Source organism: Caballeronia sp. LZ019 (assembly GCF_031450825.1).
Taxonomy (GTDB): Bacteria; Pseudomonadota; Gammaproteobacteria; order Burkholderiales; family Burkholderiaceae; genus Caballeronia.
Genome location: NZ_JARTVZ010000005.1, coordinates 926,445 through 946,022, shown reverse-complemented (window position 1 = coordinate 946,022; position 19,578 = coordinate 926,445). Strand labels below are relative to the sequence as shown.

The following is a 19,578-nucleotide window of genomic DNA, read 5'->3' as shown; positions in this document are numbered from 1 at the left end:
TCGGCTGTTTAATTTTCAGGTTGTTACCGGTCAGCCTTATCGGTGTAACGAGCCGAGGGTATTGAAAAGGAAAACCTATGCAAACCAGTTTGTTGAAGCCCAAGATCATTGCAGTTGAATCGCTTGGCGAGAGCCATGCGAAAGTGGTTATGGAGCCGTTCGAACGCGGCTATGGCCACACCTTGGGTAACGCGCTTCGGCGCGTGCTGCTGTCGTCGATGGTGGGCTACGCGCCGACCGAAGTGACGATCGCAGGCGTCGTGCACGAATACTCGACGCTCGATGGTGTGCAAGAGGATGTAGTCAACCTGCTGTTGAACCTGAAGGGTGTCGTCTTCAAGCTGCACAACCGCGACGAAGTCACGGTGACGCTGCGCAAGGAAGGCGAAGGCGTGGTCACGGCCGGCGATATAGAACTCGCGCATGATTGCGAGGTCATCAACCCGGATCACGTGATTGCTCACCTGTCGAAGGGCGGCAAGCTCGACGTTCAGATCAAGATCGAAAAGGGCCGTGGTTACGTGCCCGGCAACGTGCGTCGTTATGGCGAAGAATCGGCGAAGATTATCGGCCGTATCGTGCTGGACGCGTCGTTCTCGCCGGTGCGCCGCGTGAGCTACGCCGTGGAAAGCGCGCGTGTCGAACAGCGTACCGACCTCGACAAGCTCGTGATGAACATCGAAACCAACGGTGTGATCTCGCCGGAAGAAGCGATCCGTCAATCGGCGCGCATTCTGGTTGATCAACTGTCGGTGTTCGCAGCGCTGGAAGGCACGGAAGCCGCAGCGGAAGCGCCGTCGCGCGCACCGCAGATCGATCCGATCCTGCTGCGCCCGGTGGACGATCTCGAACTCACGGTTCGTTCCGCGAACTGCCTGAAGGCCGAGAACATCTACTACATCGGCGATCTGATCCAGCGTACGGAGAACGAGCTGCTGAAGACTCCGAATCTCGGTCGCAAGTCGCTGAACGAGATCAAGGAAGTGTTGGCCTCGCGCGGTCTGACGCTTGGCATGAAGCTCGAGAACTGGCCGCCGGCCGGGTTGGACAAGTAAGGTGCTGTAACTGGCATAGACGCGGATTTTGCTTTAAAATCCGCGTCTTGCTTTTTCTTCGACCGGCCCGTGCGCAGCCATTTTCCGGCAACGCGCAATAGAAGAGCTGGATCAAAACTCGTTAAAGGAACTGAAAATGCGTCATAAGCACGGTTTGCGGAAACTGAACCGCACGAGCAGCCACCGCCTGGCAATGCTCCGCAATATGTCGAACTCGCTGATCGAGCACGAAGTCATCAAGACGACGCTGCCGAAGGCCAAGGAACTGCGCAAGGTCGTCGAGCCGCTGATCACGCTCGGCAAGAAGCCTTCGCTGGCAAACCGCCGTCTGGCGTTCAACCGCCTGCGCGATCGTGATTCCGTCGCGAAGCTGTTCGACGTCCTCGGCCCGCGTTACGCGAACCGTCCGGGTGGCTATCTGAGCATCCTGAAGTTTGGTTTCCGCGTCGGCGACAACGCTCCGATGGCGCTGGTCCAACTGATGGATCGCCCGGAAATCGAAGAAACCGAAGAAGTTCAAGAAGCGGAATAAGTTCGGTAAGCAGTTCAGCGAAAAGGCCAAGCGTTGCTTGGCCTTTTTGTTTTTGGGCTCGTGCGACCGCGTTTCGCGAACCGCCGGGGGCCACTCCCGAATGCTACGATATCAGCCGTAGTCCGCAATTTCTGGAGCCGTAGGTGAACGTTCCTGTCATTCTGATGTTGACGACGCTGCCCGACGCCGAATCGGCGGGCGCGCTCGCGCAAGCGGTTCTCGAGGCGCGACTGGCAGCCTGCGTGACCAAGCTGGGCGCGGTTGAGTCGCACTATCATTGGAGAGGCGTGCGCGAATCGGCGGAGGAAGTACAAGTGCTGCTCAAGACGAGCGTCGCGCGCAGCGAAGAATTGCAGCGCTTCGTCGAGGCGCGGCATCCGTATGAAACGCCCGAGATTCTCGTCTGGCAGGCGGACGCGTCGCCGCGTTACGGTCAGTGGGTCAATGCAGAAACGCAGCGTCATCTTCATGTTTGAGCTTTCCCGTAGCGCCGCGCTTCGTGTCTTCGGCGCGTTCGTCCTGTTGATGTTGTGCTGTGCCGTCATCGGTGCGGCGCGCGCAGACGACGAATTTCTCGATCCCGCCGCCGCTTTCAAGTTCAGCGCCTCCGAGCAGCCAGGCGAAGTCGACGTGCGATACAAGATTGCCGACGGCTATTACATGTACCGCGAGCGATTCGCCTTCGGGGTGAAGAGCGGCGACGCCACCATTGGCGCGGCGCAGTTGCCGGCCGGAAAAGTCCACTTCGATCAGACGTTCAACAAGGACGTTGAGACGTATCGCGGCGAACTGGTCATTCGTATCCCCGTCGCACAAGCCAAGGGGCCGTTCGAACTCGCGGTAACGTCGCAGGGTTGCGCTGAAAAGGGCATCTGCTATCCGCCGATGGAGCGCACGTATCGCGTGAAGGGCGCGGCGTTGCAAGCAGCGGGCGCGTCGCCTTCGACGCCCTCGGCCGCCGATGCATCCCTGTCATGGTTCGATCGCGCGACGAGCGCCGATTACGCCCAGTCCATGCTCGAAGGCGGCGGCTTCTTCGCAGTCGTGGGCCTGTATTTCGTCGCGGGGATGGTGTTGAGTCTGCTGCCGTGCTCATACCCGATGATCCCGATTCTGTCCGCGATCATCGTCGGCGAAGGTGCGCGCGTGACGCGCGCGCGCGGTTTTTCGCTTTCGGCGTGCTATGTCGTCGGCATGGCGCTCGTCTACACCGTGCTCGGTGTGGCGGCGGCGCTGGTCGGCCAGAGTCTCGGCGCCTGGCTGCAGAACCCGTGGGTGCTCGGGGCTTTCGGCGTGCTGCTCGCGGTCTTCGCTATCGCGCTGATTTCAGGTGTCGATATCGCGTTGCCCGAGCGGTGGCAGAGCAGCGTGAACGAGGCGTCGCAAAAGCGCCCCGGCGGCAAGTTCGCCGCGGTCGCCGCGATGGGCGCGTTGTCTGCGCTCGTCGTGGGCGCGTGCATGACGGCGCCCCTCTTCGCGGTGCTGGCGTTCATCGCGCATACCGGCGATGCGGTGCTTGGCGGCGCGGCGCTCTTTGCCATGGGCATCGGCCTCGGCGTGCCCTTGCTCGTCATCGGACTGGGCGCCGGCTCGATACTGCCGCGCGCAGGCGCCTGGATGGGCAGCGTGAAGGTGTTCTTCGGCGTCGTGCTGCTTGCTGCGGCGTTGTGGATCGTTTGGCCGGTAATCGGCGGCGTCGCGCGGATGTTGCTGAGTGCGCTGTGGCTGCTGATTGCCGCTGCGTCGCTCGGTGTGTTCGGGCGTGGCGCGGCAACGCCGGCAAATGTCTGGAAGCGCCTGGGACGCGGACTCGGCGCGGCGCTCGCCGTGTGGGCCGCGACGCTTCTCGTTGGCCTGGCGGCAGGCTCGACCGACCCGCTGCGTCCATTGGCGGTGCTGGCCTCGCGCAGCGGCGCATCCGGCGCGCAGGGTGCGCCGAACCAGGGCCCGGTCTTCGCCCCGGTGCGGACATCGGCTGAACTGGATTCGGCAGTAAAAGCGGCCGCGCGTCCCGCGATGCTCGATTTCTACGCAGACTGGTGCGTGTCCTGCAAGGAAATGGAGAGCCTGACGTTCTCGGATGCGCGCGTCCAGGCGCGACTCTCGCAGTTGAACTTGCTGCGTGCGGACGTCACCGCGAACAACGCCGACGATCAGTTCCTTCTCAAGCGCTTCAAGCTGTTCGGCCCGCCCGGCATCATCTTCTTCGATGAAAAGGGCAACGAGGTGGCGCGGGTCGTCGGTTATGAATCGGCGGACAAGTTTCTCAAGAGCCTCGACAAACTCAGTCCGTCGAATGGATAAAAAAGGGCGATGCCGCGAAGCATCGCCCTTTCTGCATCAGCCGCGCAGAACCTTACTTCGATGCCCGCAGAATGCGCGCCGCATCGAGCGCGAAGTAGGTCAACACGCCATCTGCGCCCGCGCGCTTGAACGCAAGCAACGATTCCATCATCGCCTTGTCGTGGTCGAGCCAGCCGTTCTGGGTGGCGGCCTTGATCATCGCGTATTCGCCGCTGACCTGATATGCGTACGTCGGGAAGCGGAACTCGTCCTTCACGCGCCGCACGATATCCAGATACGGCATGCCCGGCTTGACCATCACCATGTCTGCGCCTTCCTCGATGTCCATTCGCACTTCGCGCATCGCTTCATCGGAATTCGACGGGTCCATCTGGTAGGTCATCTTGTTGCCCTTGCCCAGATTCGCCGCCGAACCGACCGCGTCGCGGAACGGGCCGTAGAACGCGGACGCGTACTTCGCGGCATACGCCATGATGCGCGTGTGGATGTGGCCGTCGCTTTCGAGCATCTCGCGGATCGCGCCGATGCGGCCATCCATCATGTCCGACGGCGCGACGATATCCACGCCGGCTTCGGCCTGCGTGCGCGCCTGCTCGACGAGAATCTCGCTCGTTTCGTCGTTCTTCACGTAGCCTTCGTCATCCAGCACGCCGTCCTGGCCGTGGCTCGTGTAGGGGTCGAGCGCGACATCGGTGAGCACGCCGAGCGTCGGAAAATTCTTCTTGAGTTCGCGCACGGCGCGCGGAATCAAACCTTCGGGATTGGTCGCTTCGCGGCCATCGGGCGTCTTCAGCGACGGCTCGATCGCCGGAAACAGCGACATCACCGGCACGCCCAGTTCGACGCATTGTTCGGCGACCTTCATCAGCAGATCGACGGACGTGCGCTCGACGCCGGGCATCGACGGAATCGACTGCCGCTCATTCGTGCCTTCGACGATGAAAACCGGGTAGATCAGGTCGTTCGTGGTGAGGATGTTTTCGCGCATCATGCGGCGCGAGAAGTCATCGCGGCGCATGCGGCGCGGACGATGATGGGGATAGAAACTCATGACGTGACTCGATGTGATGTGCTTCGGAGGAAGATCGGAAACGTTGCTCGCGTGCGTGACAGCCCTATGCGACAAGCCCGTCCGCGTCGCGGTAACGTTTTGAGACAATGGTATATCATACCGATCGAGCAACGCGCTTGCGCCGCGCTCCCCGCTTCTCCTCCCTGAGCGGGCGCCAATCGTTATTCGATTAGGCTGTTGACCCGCCGTTATGCGGCGGGTTTTTTTATGCCGGCTCGCGCTCGAATTGCGATGGCGTCGGTCGCGTCGGTCACTCTGCCGCGTCGTCGGATGCGGCCTGCTCGGGGATCAGCCAGCTTTCGATCAGTTCATGCGCTTCGTCGAGACCCGTGCGCTTGAGCGCCGAGAAAAGCTGCACGCTGAGTTCGCCCCGATACCCCGCCGTCTTGTACTCACCGAACGCCTTCTGCGTCGATCGCAGTGCGTTAGTCATTTCCTGTCGCGTCAATTTGTCGCATTTTGTGAGGAGCGCGTGGATCGGCTTTCCGGTCGGCGCGAACCAGTTGACCATGATGCGGTCCAGTTCGGTCAACGGACGGCGCGAATCCATCATCAGGATCATGCCGCGTAGCTGCGCGCGGCTTTGCAGATAAGTGGAGAGCAATTGCTGCCAATGCGCCTTGGCCGCGCCCGGCACTTCTGCGTAGCCGTAGCCCGGCAAATCGACGAGATGCGCGGCAGGCTCATCCTTCGGGCCGACGGAGAAGTAATTGATATGCTGCGTGCGGCCCGGTGTCTTACTGGCGAACGCGAGCCGCTTCTGATTGCAGAGAATGTTGATCGCGGTCGATTTCCCCGCATTCGAGCGTCCGGCAAACGCGATTTCCGGCTGCGGCGTCGGCGGAAGGTCGCGCAGATGATTGACGGTGGTGAAGAAGCGAGCTTGATGGAGCAGAAATGACATTGGCGGGCGATCGAGAGAGAGGCGATGACTGAAGCCTTGAGAACCCCGGCAAATACTGGGCATGCCCCGACTGGCGTCTTTGCGTGTAGCGGGTTATTGTACAATACGACGGTTTCTTAATGACCCGCAGGGCGTAAGACCCAAGGCCGCAGGGGCCACCCATCAAGGAGCGAGACGGTTTTCAGGGCGTTCTTGACGCTCTTTCGTTCGGGTATCTTGCGGCATGTCCGGTTGCCGTCGTTTTTGCAGAACCTCACATTCTCACAAGACGAAAAACAGGGTACGCGAATGAACCGACTGTACAGGTCTCTGGTGGTGCTCAAGGCAGCGGCGGCTTTCGGTTTTGGTGCGAGTTTGAGTGGGTTCGGGGTATCGGTGAACGCGGCGGAGCCTGCTCAGCCGGCCAAGCCCGATGTGGCGAGAGGGCAGGCCATCGCCACGCAGGTCTGCGCCGCGTGTCACGCGGCGGACGGCAACAGCGCCGGCGCTGCGTTTCCGAAACTCGCGGGCCAGCACGCGGAATACATCGGCAAGCAGTTGAAGGACTACAAGACGCAGCCGGGCGCGAAAGCGCCGGCGCGCAACAATCCGATCATGACGGGCATCGCGAGCGCGCTGACGGATCAAGACATGGTCAACGTCGCCGCTTACTTCGCTTCGCAAAAGGCCAAGCCCAACTTCGCGCGTGACAAGAACACCGTCGCGCTCGGCCAGAAGATCTACCGTGGCGGCATCGCGGACAAAGGCGTACCGGCGTGCGCGGCGTGTCACGGGGCAACGGGCATGGGTATCCCGGTGCAATATCCGCGACTGTCGGGACAGTGGGGCGATTACACCGCCGCACAGTTGAACGCCTTCGCGCAGGGCACGCGCAACAACAGTGAGCCGATGCACGCCATCTCGTCTCGCCTCAACGATGCCGAGATGAAAGCGGTAGCGGATTACATCGCCGGATTGCATTAACGCAGCACGCAGCGTCCAGCGGTTCCCGCGAAGGAGCACGAAAGCGGGGAATCGCCCATACTACGATACGAAGCCGGCCCACGAAGGCCGGTGCGAGAACAAGAAAAGGGTGGGACGTCGGTCGGTCAGACCGTTGGCGTCTCCACCCTTTTTTGCTGTCAGCCGGAGTTTGAATGAGCGTCACCACATCGGGTATGCAGTCGAAGTCGAGCCGCCGCGTCATCAGGCATTTCGTCGAACTCGTCAGTTCGATGCGCTTCGCCATCGCCTTGCTGGTCGTGCTGGCGATCGCAAGCATCATCGGGACGGTGCTCACGCAAGACGACCCTTACCCGAACTACGTCAATCAGTTCGGCCCGTTCTGGGCGGACATCTTCCGGGGTCTGAGCCTCTACACCGTGTACAGCGCGTGGTGGTTCATGCTGATCCTGATCTTTCTCGTGATCTCGGTGTCGCTGTGCGTGTTGCGCAATGGCCCGAAGATGATTGCGGACATCAAGAGCTGGAAAGATCGCGTGCACGAAGGCAGCCTGCGCGCGTTTCATCACAAGGGCGAGTTCGTGGTCGCAGTGGATCGCGCGCAGACGGCCGCGACGCTCGAACGCCTGAGCGCGAAGATGGGCTACCGCTTCGTTCGGCGCGAGACGGACAACGGCGCGACGCTGATCGCGGGCAAGCGGGGCGCGCTCACCAAGATCGGCTATATCTCGGCGCATCTGGCGATCGTCGTCATCTGCATCGGCGGGCTGCTCGACAGCAACTTGCCGATCAAGCTGCAGATGTGGCTCTTCGACAAGACGCCGATCAACACCAATGCCGTCATCAACGACATTCCCGCCGAACATCGCCTGTCCACGTCGAACCCGACGTTCCGTGGCTATGCGTGGGTGCCGGAAGGCCAGTATGTCGGCACCGCGATTCTGAATCAGCAGGACGGCTCGATCATTCAGGACCTGCCGTTCTCGATCCAGCTCGACAAGTTCATCGTCGATTACTACTCGACCGGCATGCCGAAGCTTTTCGCGAGCGATATCGTCGTGATCGATCACAAGACCGGCAAGCGTATCCCGGCGCGCATCGAAGTGAACAAGCCGTTCACGTATGAAGGCGTGTCGATCTATCAGTCGAGCTTCCAGGACGGCGGCTCGAAGCTGGAAATGACCGCGTGGCCGATGGCCGGGGGCAGCGCGAAGACGGCGCCGGTCAACGGCGCCATCGGCGGCACGGCGCCCATCGGCGCGCAGTTCGCGGCAGCCAAAGGCGAAACCGTCGAGTTCACGGACTTCCGCGCGATCAACGTCGAAAACATGACGGACGGCAGCGGCACGCCGGACGCACGCGGCGTCGGCAAGAAGGACACACTGCGCGATGCGTTCGACGAGCGCCTGGGCTCCGGCGCGAAAACGTCGAAACCGACCGATTTGCGCAACGTCGGACCATCGGTGCAGTACAAGGTGCGCGGCACGGATGGCCAGGCGCGCGAATACAGCAACTACATGCTGCCGGTCGATGTCGGTGGCCAGCGAATGTTCCTCGCCGGCATGCGCACGAGCCCGAACGATTCGTTCCGCTATTTGCGCATTCCCGCCGACGAGCAAGGCTCGGTCAAGCAGTGGATGGAACTGCGCGCCGCGCTCGCGACGCCCGCGACGCGCGCCGAAGCGGCGCACCGCTTCGCGCTGCGCTCGGTGCCGCAGACGAATACGGACATGCAACAGCACCTCGAGGAAAGCGCGATCCGCGTGCTGAACCTCTTCGCCGGTGCAGACGAGAACGGCGCGGCGACGGCCAATCCGCAGATGATTGGCGGCTTTCAGAGCATTGCGGCGTTCATCGACCGTTCAGTGCCGAAGGGCGAACAGGAGAAAGCCGCGGGCCTCCTGATGCGCATGCTCGAAGGCGCGATGTGGGACGTCTGGCAGATTTCCCGCGAGCAGAACGGCCTGCCCGCCGCGAAGATCGACGAGAAAAGCACGGCGTTCGTTCAGGCGTCCATCAACGCGCTTTCCGACAGCTTTCTGTACGGTTCTCCCGTCTTCCTGCAACTGGATACCTTCAAGCAGATCCAGGCTTCGGTATTCCAGCTGACGCGCGCGCCGGGTAAAAAAGTGGTGTATCTTGGCAGCCTCCTGCTGGTGGTCGGCATTTTCGCGATGTTTTACGTGCGCGAACGCCGGCTCTGGTTCTGGCTCAAAGATACAGGGCAGGGCGGCGCGAACGTCCTGATGGCGATGTCCACCGCACGCCGCACGCTCGACTTCGAGAAGGAGTTCGAGCGCACGCGCGCGACGGTGGCGGCGGCGCTCGGCGCATCGCCGCTGGATCCCGCTGCGGCGAACGCGCCCGTCGCCGCCTCGTCGCAATCGACATCCGAAGCTGCCAGCTCGGAAGTTTCATCACGGTAAGATCATGGACCTCATACAGACTTCCTCCCACGCCTCCGCCAAGACGGAACGTCCGGCATCGGGCCTCCCCGACGCTCTCGTGTTCGACGATCGTCCGTTCTTCCGCAAGCTCGGCGCGCTCGACTGGCTTTTCGCCCTCGCGATGGTCGCGGGCGCGGGCTTCGCACTCAACCGCTATCACACGTACATGGATGTGTACGACATGGCGGTGCTGATCGGCGCGGTGCCCACGTTCGTCGTCCTCGGCTGGCGCTGGAAGCCGGTGCGCCTGCTGATCGCGTTCATCGCGGTGCTGGCGCTGTCGTCCATTCAGCTTTATCAGCACGACCTCGCGCGCGCGGACACCAATTTCTTCCTCAAGTATTTCCTGTCGAGCCAATCCGCCATTCTGTGGATGAGCGCGCTTTTCATTCTCGCGACGCTGTTCTACTGGATCGGCTTGCTGACGCGCTCGCAGACGGGCGGCGCGATCGGTTCGCGCATGACCTGGGTCGCGGTGCTGATGGGCTTCACCGGTCTCATGGTGCGCTGGTACGAGTCGTACATGATCGGCAGCGATGTCGGCCATATTCCGATTTCGAACCTGTACGAAGTGTTCGTGCTGTTCTGCCTGATTACGTCGCTGTTCTATCTCTATTACGAGCAGCATTACGCGACCCGCCAGATGGGCGCGTTCGTGTTGCTCGTGATCAGCGCAGCGGTCGGCTTCCTGATGTGGTATTCGATCGCCCGCGACGCGCAGCAGATTCAGCCGCTCGTCCCGGCGCTGCAGAGCTGGTGGATGAAGATCCACGTGCCGGCGAACTTCATCGGTTACGGCAGCTTTGCGCTCTCGGCGATGGTTGCCGTCGCGTATCTGGCGAAGCAGCGCGGCGTGTTCGCCGACCGCCTGCCGTCGCTCGAAGTGCTCGACGACGTCATGTACAAGTCGATCGCCGTCGGTTTCGCGTTCTTCACCATCGCCACGATTCTCGGCGCGCTGTGGGCGGCGGAAGCGTGGGGCGGCTACTGGAGCTGGGACCCGAAGGAAACGTGGGCGCTGATCGTCTGGCTGAACTATGCGGCCTGGCTGCACATGCGGCTGATGAAGGGACTGCGCGGCGCAGCGGCGGCATGGTGGGCGCTAACGGGCCTCGTCGTGACGACGTTCGCGTTCCTCGGCGTCAACATGTTCCTGTCCGGCTTGCACAGCTACGGCAAGCTCTGATCCGGCCGCATCGAAGGAAAAAACCGCCACGCATCGCGCTGGCGGTTTTTTTTCGTTCTAACGTGGAATACGGGCACCGGCCGTGCTGTTTGCACCGGTAAGCACCCATGCAAAAGGAGTCATCCTCATGTGGATCAAACGAAATGGCGCGCTTTACGGCGACGACATCGACAGCAGCGAGATCACGCCACGGCACGTGTTCGAAAATCGGCGGCGCGTGTTGCGCTCGATGGGCGCGCTCGCCGCGACGGGTCTCGCCGGCGCGAGCGGTATCGCTCACGCGACGCTGACGTCACCGGATGCCAAAGGACAGAAGCTGGCGGCAAAGACGAATGCGAAATTCGTCGCGCTCGACAAGCCGACGTCGCTCAAGGACATCACGACGTACAACAACTTCTACGAGTTCGGCACCGACAAGAGCGATCCGGCGCAGCACGCGGGCACGCTTCGTCCGCGGCCGTGGAAAGTGTCGGTCGAAGGCGCGATCAGGAACCCGAAGGTGTATGACATCGACGAACTGCTCAAGCTCGCGCCGCTCGAGGAACGCGTCTATCGGCTGCGCTGCGTCGAAGGCTGGTCGATGGCGATTCCGTGGATCGGCGTGTCGCTGTCGGAACTGATCAAGCGCGCGGAGCCGACGGGCAACGCGAAGTACGTGCAGTTCATCAGTCTTGCCGATTCCTCGCAGATGCCCGGACTCTCGACGCCGATCCTCGACTGGCCGTACTCCGAAGGACTGCGCATGGACGAGGCGATGAACCCGCTCACGCTCCTGACCTTCGGGCTGTACGGCGAAGTGCTGCCGAACCAGAACGGCGCGCCGGTGCGGATCATCGTGCCGTGGAAATACGGCTTCAAGAGCGCCAAGTCGCTGGTGAAAATCCGTTTCGTGGAGAAGCAGCCGCCGACGAGCTGGAACAGCTATGCGCCGAGCGAATACGGCTTTTATTCGAACGTGAATCCGAAGGTCGATCACCCGCGCTGGAGTCAGGCGACGGAGCGGCGCATCGGCGAGGACGGCTTCTTTTCGCCGAAGCGCAAGACGCTGATGTTCAACGGATACGGCGACCAGGTCGCGTCGTTGTATCAGGGCATGGACCTCAAGAAGAACTTCTGAATCATGCCGACCGCATCCGAAATAAAGCTGAAACGCGCAGCGGCCGCCGCGCCGCAGACTCGAAACTGGATCGCGCCCGCAAAGGTAGCGGTTTTCGTCGCGATGCTCTATCCGCTGGCGCGCATCGTCGTCCTCGGCTTGACGTCGGGGCTGGGCGCGAATCCGATCGAATTCATCACGCGTTCGACCGGGCTCTGGACGCTCGTCTATCTTTGCATCACGCTCGCCGTCACGCCGCTGCGCCGCCTGACGGGCGTGACCGCGCTCGTGCGCTTTCGCCGCATGATCGGGCTATACGCGTTCTTCTTTGCCGTCTTGCACTTCACGACGTACATCTGGTTCGACAAGTGGTTCGACCTCACGGAGGTGCTGAAGGACATCGGCAAGCGGCCGTTCATCACGGTCGGCTTCGCGGCGTTCCTGCTGCTGATTCCGCTCGCGGCGACTTCCCCCAAGGCGATGGTGAGACAGCTCGGCCGCCGGTGGCAAACGCTGCACCGAACGATCTATCTGATCGCGGCGCTCGCCATCCTGCATTTCTGGTGGATGAAAGCCGGCAAGCACGACTTCGAGCTGCCGAAGATTTACGGCGCAATCGTGATCGTGTTGTTGGGCTGGCGTCTGATTGCCTGGCTCCGGGCGAGATCCGCGCGCGCATGAAAAAAGGCGACGCTTGTTCGAGCGTCGCCTTCGTTCCTGGTCTACCGGGTAAAGAAGATCAGTCCGGCAGGATAGATTCCCCGGCGAACAGCGCTTTCACCGTTTCGCGCTCGCGCACGACGCAGACGCGCTCACCGTCCACCATGACCTCGGCGGCGCGCGGGCGGGTGTTGTAGTTGGAGCTCATCACGAAGCCGTACGCGCCCGCCGAGCAGATGGCGAGCAGATCACCCGGTTCGACGGCCAGATCGCGATCGCGCCCGAGCCAGTCGCCGCTTTCGCAGACCGGGCCGACCACGTCGTATCGGTGCGCGGCGGCATCGCGCTTCGCCACCGGCACGATGCGATGAAACGCCTCGTACATCGCGGGGCGCGCGAGATCGTTCATCGCGGCATCGACGATGGCGAAGTTCTTCTCCTCGCCCGGCTTCAGATATTCCACGCGCGTCAGCAACACTCCCGCATTGCCCACGAGCGAGCGCCCCGGCTCGAAATACACTTCGCGCTGACCGTGGCCGCGCTTCTCGATGTGATCGAGCAGTGTGCGCACGAAGTCGCCGATATCCGGCGGAGTCTCGTTGTCGTACGTGATGCCGAGACCGCCGCCGACATCCACGTGACGAATGCTCATGCCGTCCGCTTCGATCTGCGCGACGAGTTCGAGCAGCTTGTCGAGCGCGTCCAGATACGGGCTGATCTCCGTGATCTGCGAGCCGATGTGGCAGTCGATGCCGACGACGTCCAGATTCGCCATCGCGTGGGCGGCGCGGTAGGTCGCGCGCGCGTCGCTGAACGCCACACCGAACTTGTTCGACTTCAGCCCCGTGGAAATGTAGGGATGCGTCTTCGCGTCGACGTCCGGATTCACACGCAAGGAAACGGGTGCGCGCGTTCCGAGCGACTTCGCCACTTCATTCAACGCATGGAGTTCGGGAATCGATTCCACGTTGAAGCACTTCACGCCGGCCTCGAGTGCTTCGCGCATCTCGGCGGCCGTCTTGCCGACGCCCGAGAACACCGTGTTCTGTGCCTTGCCGCCTGCGGCGAGCACGCGCGCGAGTTCGCCCGACGACACGATATCGAAGCCCGCTCCGAGACGCGCGAACACGTTGAGGACGGCGAGATTGCTGTTGGCCTTCACCGCGACGTGCACGGTCGCGCGTCGGCCGGCGCACGCATCGGCGTAAGCGCGATAAGCGCGCGTCAGGGCATCGCGGGAATAGACGTAGAGCGGCGTGCCGAACTGCTGCGCGAGCGACGCGGCGGAAACGCCTTCGGCGTGGAGTGCGCCGTCAACATAATGGAATGCGGAATCACTCATGCGTGGGCGTGGGTGGAAACGGGTCGGGGATGCGCCGGAGGGCGCACAGGCTTGCTGTCAGTACGCGGACGAGGCCGCTTTCGGTGCGGCGGGCGTCGATTTCAGATTCGTCTCGGGCGCGAGCGAGAGCGCTTCGCCGGACGTATCGGGAATGTCGCCGGTGACGTCCGACGATGCGCGAGCCTTGCTTGCGCCAGATGCGGTTTCGTCGCTCGGAGTCACGTCGGAAGGCGGCGTATCCTGCAGGTTGTCAGGACGCTGCGGCATGGGAGGCACGACGGGAAGATAAAGCGGACCGCGTTGCCCACAACCGCCGAGCGTGACTGTCGCTGCGGCGCAAACGCTGACAGCCGCTACAATCGCGCTCATCCTGAAAACAACTCGCATGACCGTCCCTGTACATAGAATCGATGGAGTTTAGCATGACAGACCAGGAATACCTGACGTTGGCGGAGGCCGTGCTGACCGCGATCGAGCGCGATGTGGACACGGCCGAAGCCGACATCGAGTTCGAGCGAAGCGGCAACGTGCTGACGCTGGAATTCGAGAATCGCACGAAGGTGATCGTCAACTTGCAGCCGCCCAAGCACGAAATCTGGCTCGCGGCGAAGGCGGGCGGATTCCACTACAAATACGTCGATGGTCAGTGGCGCGACACCCGCGACGACAGCGAGTTCTTCGCTGCGCTGAGCAAGTATTCGACCGAGCAGGCAGGCGAGCCGATCTGCTTTTTAGCGTGACCGGCTCGTGAGGTGAGGGGAAAGCAGGCCGTGTGACGAAGGGTCACTGACCCTTGAACAGATTCATGATGTCCTGCTTTTCCTGCTCGCCGACATCGGGCGTCGGCGCGGTCACGCCGGACACGCCGTCGTGTGGCGGCGCCTGACTGACGCCGATCGTCGCGATGAAGCCGTGGCCCGGCGTCATGTCGTCGTAGTACAACTCGCCGCCGAGCGACTTCACATCGGGCGGCATCATCGGCTTGTACTCGGGCACGCCTTGCAGCGCGCGGCCCATGTACTCCATCCACACGGGCAGCGCGAGGCCGCCGCCGGTTTCCCGGTCGCCGAGGCTGCGCGGATTGTCGTAGCCGATCCAAGCAATTGCGACCAGCGAACGCTGATAACCGGCGAACCACGCGTCGCGCGAATCGTTGGTCGTGCCGGTCTTGCCGGCCAGGTCGCCGCGCTTCAGCTGATTCGTCTTCGCGGCCGTGCCGTGCTGCGCGACGCTTTGCAGCAGGCTGTTCATCACGTACGCGTTGCGCGGCGGGATGGCGAGCGGCGCGCTGTCCTGCGCGACGAGCGGCTGCGGATGCGACACCACCGCGCCGCGCGGATCGGTGATATCGGCGATCAGATACGGATTCACGCGATAGCCGCCGTTCGCAAAGACCGCGTAACCCGAAGCCATCTGCAGCGGCGTCACCAGACCCGCGCCGAGCGCCATCGGCAGATACGCCGGATGACGGTCGGCATCGAAGCCAAAGCGCGTGATGTACTGCTGCGCGTACTTCGTGCCGATGTTGTTCAGGATGCGGATCGACACCATGTTCTTCGACTTCTGCAGCGCGGTGCGCATGCTCATCGGGCCGTCGAAGCCGCCGCCGTAGTTCTTCGGCTCCCACGCCTGACCGCCCGTTTCGGCGGCGCTGAAGAAGAGCGGGCCGTCGTTGATGATCGTCGCCGGCGACAAACCCTTCTCGAGCGATGCCGAATAGATGAACGGCTTGAAGCTCGAGCCCGGCTGACGCCACGCCTGGGTGACGTGGTTGAACTTGTTCTTGTTGAAGTCGAACCCGCCGACGAGCGCGCGGATCGCGCCGTCCTGCGGCACGAGCGAAATCAACGCGCCTTCGACTTGCGGCAGTTGCGTGATGGACCAGTCGCCGTCGTCGCCTTTGACGAGACGCACGATCGCACCCGCACGAATGCGCTGGTTCGGCTGCGCGCGCGGGGAAAGCGCGTTCGCGACGAAGCGCAGATCGTTGCCGGTGATGGTGGCCACGTTGCCGTCGATGAAGCTCGCCTTCACTTCCTTGGGACTTGCCGACGTCACCACGGCCGCGACGATTTCGCCGTTGTCCGGATGCTCGGCGAGCGCGTCGTCGATGGCCTGCTCGCGGTCGTCCGGGTCCGACGGCAGGTCGATGAAGCCTTCCGGCCCGCGATACCCGTGACGCCGTTCGTAGTCCATCAGGCCCTTGCGCAGCGCGCGGTAGGCGGCGTCCTGGTCGGCGGAATCGATCGTCGTCACGACGTTCAGGCCGCGTGTATAGGCTTCTTCGCGATATTGCGCGTACATCATCTGACGCACCATTTCCGCGACGTATTCCGCGTGGACGCTGAACTCGCGCCCTTGTCCCTTCACGATGAGCGGCTGTTTCGCCGCCTGGTCGTACTCTTCCTGCGTGATGAAGTTCAGCTCGCGCATGCGCTGAAGGATGTACTCCTGCCGGACCTTCGCGCGCTTCGGATTCACGACCGGGTTATACGCCGACGGCGCCTTCGGCAGCCCCGCGAGCATCGCCGCTTCAGCAAGCGTGATGTCCTTCAGGTCCTTGCCGAAATAGACGCGCGCCGCGCTCGCGAAACCGTACGCACGCTGGCCGAGATAGATCTGATTCATGTACACCTCGAGAATCTGATCTTTCGTGAGCGCGCGCTCGATCTTGTAGGCGAGCAGCATCTCGTAGATCTTGCGCGTGTACGTCCTTTCGCTCGACAGGAAGAAGTTTCGCGCGACCTGCATGGTGATCGTGCTCGCGCCCTGCGATGCGTGTCCGTTCGAGAGTGCAACCGATCCCGCGCGCAGAATGCCCATGACATCGACGCCGCCGTGATCGTAGAAACGCGCGTCTTCGATTGCGAGCACGGCTTTCTTCAGGCGATCCGGCACGTCCTGAATACGCACGACGCTGCGGCGTTCCTCGCCGAATTCGCCGATCAGCACGTGATCCGCCGTGTAGATGCGCAGCGGCACTTTCGGCCGATAGTCGGTCAGCGCATCGAGCGAGGGCAGGTTCGGCATCGCGACGACGAGCGCATAGCCGAACACGAGCGCAATGCACACGATCAGCGCGAAAACGCTGACGAGAGAGCCTAGGAGGAGCCGCTTGAACCACGAGCGTCGAGGCTTTTTCTGGCCTTCGGGCGGCGTGGCCGGCGGATGAGTCGGGGAAGAGGATTGCATAGCACCACCAAAAACAGTCCCGGGATTATAGCCGTCCGGGTTTCGGGATTTTCCTAGGCACTCGGGCAACAGTCCGATGCATCCCGCGCCGTTTTCCTATCGCCAAGATACGCGCGATGCTCCGCGAAAACATCGTGTCATCGCTTGCGTTAGCCATTCGGCCGAATGTTCGCCGCGCGCCGCCTTCACGAGAATTCCTGCATCGAAAGCGCGCGAATGTTTCGGCGCGCGAGTGAAAGAAGGAGTGGACATGAAGAACGAAAGCGCCCTGCGCGGCACGGTACTGACGGCTACGCGCCGGTTCGCGGCGGGTATCGACGTGAGCGAGGACGCGGTGCGGCTCGCGGTTCTCAGCCGGCGGCTGAAGCGGGATTCGACCGTGTGCGTCGAGCATCTGGATGCGGTGCCGATAGCGGCCGGTGCGGTCGTCGGCGGCGATTTCGTCGATCGCGCCGCCGTCGCTGCGGCGCTGCGCGAAGCGGTCGAACGCATGCCGCAGAACGGCGCATGGCGTGCGCTGCGCTGCTCGATGGGGCTGCCGGCGTCGGCGACGCTCACGACGCGCGTTCCGCTCGCGCGGCTTATCGAAGCGCGTCAGACGGACGTGTCGGACATCGGCAGCGATCCGTGCGGCCTGCTGGAGCCGGCGGTGCTCGCCGAAGCCGAGCGCGCCGCGGGCATGGAGCGCGGCGCGCTCGCGGTCGACTGGTCCGTCGAGGCTCGCGACGACGGAAATGCGCACGTCACCATTGCCGCGACCGCGCGACGGCACGTCGAGGCGCGCGTCGAAACAGCGGCGTCGGCGGGCGTCGCGTTATGCGCCATCGACGGTGAGCCGGCTGCGGCTCTGCGTGCGATGCGTCATTCGGGCCGCGTCGAACTGGATGCCGACGCGCGCTATCTCGTCTGCTGGCTCGAAAGCTCGGGGCTGCACGGATGGGTCGTGAACGCCGGCGAGGTCGAGAGCGAAGCGCGTTATCCCGCGCCGGAATACGCGAGCATCACCGACGCGCTGTGCCATCTGGCGGGCGAGACGACGCCCGTCGATTGCGCGTACGTCGGCGGCCAGACGCAATTGCTGGCAAACGCGGGCCTTCCGCTGCCCGCGCTCGCCAGAATGTTCGGCTGTCCCGCGCTGCCGTTCGAATCCGCGCCGTATTGCAACGGCGCGTCGGACATCGATGCCGCGATGAAGCACTCGCCGCTCTTCGCCACCGCCTTCGGGCTCGCCTTGCGCGAGGTGCTGCAATGACGAGCGCCGCCATCGCCGACGGCTTCAATCTGCTGCCGCATCGGTCGCGCAAGCGTCGTGCGCTGCGGCGGCAGCGGCTCGCGATCCTGGCCGTCGCGAGTCTGGCCGGATGCGCGGATGTCGGAAGCGTCGCCGGCTGGGACGCGTTCGAACGCATGCGTCTCGATGACCGGCGTATCGCGCTGGACGCGACACTGCGCGCGTCGAACGCGGCACTGGACGAGCACGCGCGTCTGCTTCGCGTCGAGGCCGAGCGACGCCGGGCGCGTGAAGCCGCGCAACCGCTCGCCGTACCGCGCAACCGGTTTCTCGCGCTGCTGGAAGCGCTCGCCGATGCACCCCCGCGCACCGATGTCGTCTTGCAACGCGTTACGCAACGGGCCGACGAAGTCGAGCTCGCCGCGCTCGCGCCCGATTCGCAGACGGCGGCGCGCTGGCTCAAGAGGCTGGAGAACCTGCGCGGCGTGCAATCGGTGGAGGTCGTGGAGATGAAGCGGCGCGCGGAAACGAGGCCGTCCGTTAAGCGGGATGCCGTCGCGCCGGCGATCGATCGGTATGAATTCACGGCGCTCGTGCGCTATGAGGCGGCCGGGCAGAAGACTGTCGCGGCACCGGCCAAAGCGTCTGCGAAGGGGGAAGCCCCAATGAACTTCCGGACATCGAACAAAAGGAACCCGCAATGAACACGCTGACGATGACTCTCCCCGGGCGCGCGCGTCCCCGCGAACGCGGTCGCAAGCCGATCCTTCGACCGCTGCACGAGTGGTCGGCGCGCCGTACCGCTTTCACGGCGTTCGCGCTTTTCGCATGTGTCTTCCCGCTCGGCCTCGAAGGCTGGCTCGCGTCCGGCCTGAACCAGCGCGATGCGGCCCGCACCGCGCTCGCCGCCACCCAGCGCAAGGCCGACGATGCCCGCACGATCGTCGCGACACTGCCGGAACTGCGGGCGCGGGCCGCGGCCACCAGCCTGGCGCCGGCAACGTGGACCGCCGCCGATGCGCTCCACGCCGTGGCGGCACTCGCCGCGCAGAGCGGGTTGCGCGTGACGGAGATCGAACCGCAATCGGCGGCGAAAGGCCGTTCGCGCGATTCGGCGCAACCCGCAACCCCGCCCGCGACGCAACGCGCGCTGACTTTCCGCGCGGAGGGCGCGTTTCCCGAAGTGCGCCGCTTTCTGGAAGCGCTCGCCGGTCTGCCGCGCCTGATCGTGCCCGAGGCCGTGCAGATCAAGCGTCAGGCCGGCGCGGTGACGGTCGACGCGACGCTACGCATCCACGACACGCTGCCGGCCGTTCCGCTTTCGGAGCCCGCACGCACGAACGCGTTCATCGTCGATCCGTTCGGCAAGGACGGTGCAACCGGTCTCGCACGCGATGCGGGCATGCTGCTCGTCGGCACGATGGTGGCGCGCCATCGCGCGATGGCGCTCGTGCAGAGCGCGAAGAACGTCGAGCATTACGAACCGGGGCAGAAGATCGGCGACGAGCGGCTCGAGCGCGTGCAGCCCCGCGCGATACAGCTTGCAAGTGGCGAGGGCGCATCGCGCACGCTGACGTTCGCGGAGGATCGCAAGTGAGCAAGGCACTATGCATCT

Annotated in this window: 18 protein-coding genes; 13 read left to right on the top strand and 5 right to left on the bottom strand. The window is 63.5% G+C overall.

The window, feature by feature from the left end; translation table 11 throughout:
• The first annotated feature begins 77 nt into the window (after positions 1 to 77).
• From P9255_RS17785 to dsbD, 4 genes are all read left to right on the top strand, one after another.
• Positions 78 to 1,055: a DNA-directed RNA polymerase subunit alpha gene (locus P9255_RS17785; RefSeq protein WP_040050462.1), complete on the top strand. Its 978-nt coding sequence runs from the start codon at positions 78 to 80 to the stop codon at positions 1,053 to 1,055.
• Positions 1,056 to 1,191: 136 nt separating this feature from the next.
• Entirely contained in the window at positions 1,192 to 1,587 is a 396-nt protein-coding gene (gene rplQ, locus P9255_RS17780) for a 50S ribosomal protein L17 (protein ID WP_309763894.1), read from the top strand.
• Positions 1,588 to 1,751: 164 nt separating this feature from the next.
• The gene (gene cutA / locus P9255_RS17775) at positions 1,752 to 2,063 is read left to right on the top strand and encodes a divalent-cation tolerance protein CutA (RefSeq protein WP_309765392.1); all 312 of its coding nucleotides are present in this window, start codon (positions 1,752 to 1,754) and stop codon (positions 2,061 to 2,063) included.
• Positions 2,056 to 3,891: a protein-disulfide reductase DsbD gene (gene dsbD, locus P9255_RS17770; protein ID WP_309763895.1), complete on the top strand. Its 1,836-nt coding sequence runs from the start codon at positions 2,056 to 2,058 to the stop codon at positions 3,889 to 3,891. The genes cutA and dsbD overlap by 8 nt, the downstream gene beginning before the upstream one ends.
• Positions 3,892 to 3,943: 52 nt before the next feature.
• Here the strand turns inward: dsbD and hemB are convergent, their stop codons facing one another.
• Positions 3,944 to 4,942: a porphobilinogen synthase gene (gene hemB / locus P9255_RS17765; protein WP_309763896.1), complete on the bottom strand. Its 999-nt coding sequence runs from the start codon at positions 4,940 to 4,942 to the stop codon at positions 3,944 to 3,946.
• 271 nt (positions 4,943 to 5,213) lie between these two features.
• A complete protein-coding gene (gene yihA / locus P9255_RS17760) occupies positions 5,214 to 5,867 on the bottom strand; it encodes a ribosome biogenesis GTP-binding protein YihA/YsxC (protein ID WP_309790188.1) in 654 nt (217 codons plus the stop codon).
• Between the two features lie 288 nt (positions 5,868 to 6,155).
• Between yihA and P9255_RS17755 the strand changes: the two genes are divergently transcribed.
• From P9255_RS17755 to msrQ, 5 genes are all read left to right on the top strand, one after another.
• A complete protein-coding gene (locus P9255_RS17755) occupies positions 6,156 to 6,830 on the top strand; it encodes a c-type cytochrome (protein ID WP_309790187.1) in 675 nt (224 codons plus the stop codon).
• A gap of 173 nt (positions 6,831 to 7,003) precedes the next feature.
• Positions 7,004 to 9,235, top strand: coding sequence for a cytochrome c biogenesis protein ResB (locus P9255_RS17750; protein WP_309790186.1), 2,232 nt, complete (start codon positions 7,004 to 7,006; stop codon positions 9,233 to 9,235).
• Positions 9,236 to 9,239: 4 nt separating this feature from the next.
• Complete coding sequence (gene ccsB / locus P9255_RS17745; RefSeq protein WP_309763900.1) at positions 9,240 to 10,442, top strand: c-type cytochrome biogenesis protein CcsB; 1,203 nt, start codon at positions 9,240 to 9,242, stop codon at positions 10,440 to 10,442.
• Between the two features lie 127 nt (positions 10,443 to 10,569).
• Positions 10,570 to 11,559, top strand: coding sequence for a protein-methionine-sulfoxide reductase catalytic subunit MsrP (msrP, locus tag P9255_RS17740; RefSeq protein WP_309763901.1), 990 nt, complete (start codon positions 10,570 to 10,572; stop codon positions 11,557 to 11,559).
• A gap of 3 nt (positions 11,560 to 11,562) precedes the next feature.
• Positions 11,563 to 12,219, top strand: coding sequence for a protein-methionine-sulfoxide reductase heme-binding subunit MsrQ (gene msrQ / locus P9255_RS17735; RefSeq protein WP_309763902.1), 657 nt, complete (start codon positions 11,563 to 11,565; stop codon positions 12,217 to 12,219).
• A gap of 58 nt (positions 12,220 to 12,277) precedes the next feature.
• Here msrQ and lysA read toward each other — a convergent pair whose 3' ends face one another.
• On the bottom strand, positions 12,278 to 13,540 hold the full coding sequence (gene lysA, locus P9255_RS17730) for a diaminopimelate decarboxylase (protein ID WP_309763903.1): 1,263 nt from the start codon (positions 13,538 to 13,540) through the stop codon (positions 12,278 to 12,280).
• Positions 13,541 to 13,597: 57 nt separating this feature from the next.
• The gene (locus P9255_RS17725; RefSeq protein WP_309763904.1) at positions 13,598 to 13,927 is read right to left on the bottom strand and encodes an LPS translocon maturation chaperone LptM; all 330 of its coding nucleotides are present in this window, start codon (positions 13,925 to 13,927) and stop codon (positions 13,598 to 13,600) included.
• Positions 13,928 to 13,962: 35 nt separating this feature from the next.
• On the opposite strand from P9255_RS17725, the gene cyaY reads away from it, so the two are divergent.
• Entirely contained in the window at positions 13,963 to 14,280 is a 318-nt protein-coding gene (gene cyaY, locus P9255_RS17720) for an iron donor protein CyaY (RefSeq protein WP_309763905.1), read from the top strand.
• Between the two features lie 43 nt (positions 14,281 to 14,323).
• On the opposite strand, the gene P9255_RS17715 is transcribed toward cyaY, so the two are convergent.
• Entirely contained in the window at positions 14,324 to 16,732 is a 2,409-nt protein-coding gene (locus P9255_RS17715) for a penicillin-binding protein 1A (protein WP_309763906.1), read from the bottom strand.
• Between the two features lie 250 nt (positions 16,733 to 16,982).
• Here P9255_RS17715 and pilM point away from each other — a divergent pair, with 250 nt between their 5' ends.
• Genes pilM through P9255_RS17700 form a run of 3 tightly spaced genes read left to right on the top strand, consistent with a single transcriptional unit; the run spans position 16,983 to position 19,560 of the window.
• Entirely contained in the window at positions 16,983 to 17,984 is a 1,002-nt protein-coding gene (gene pilM / locus P9255_RS17710; RefSeq protein ID WP_309763907.1) for a pilus assembly protein PilM, read from the top strand.
• Complete coding sequence (locus P9255_RS17705) at positions 17,981 to 18,667, top strand: PilN domain-containing protein (protein WP_309790185.1); 687 nt, start codon at positions 17,981 to 17,983, stop codon at positions 18,665 to 18,667. Before pilM ends, P9255_RS17705 begins: the two co-directional genes overlap by 4 nt.
• The gene (locus P9255_RS17700; protein ID WP_309763909.1) at positions 18,664 to 19,560 is read left to right on the top strand and encodes a hypothetical protein; all 897 of its coding nucleotides are present in this window, start codon (positions 18,664 to 18,666) and stop codon (positions 19,558 to 19,560) included. Before P9255_RS17705 ends, P9255_RS17700 begins: the two co-directional genes overlap by 4 nt.
• The last annotated feature ends 18 nt before the right edge of the window (positions 19,561 to 19,578 follow it).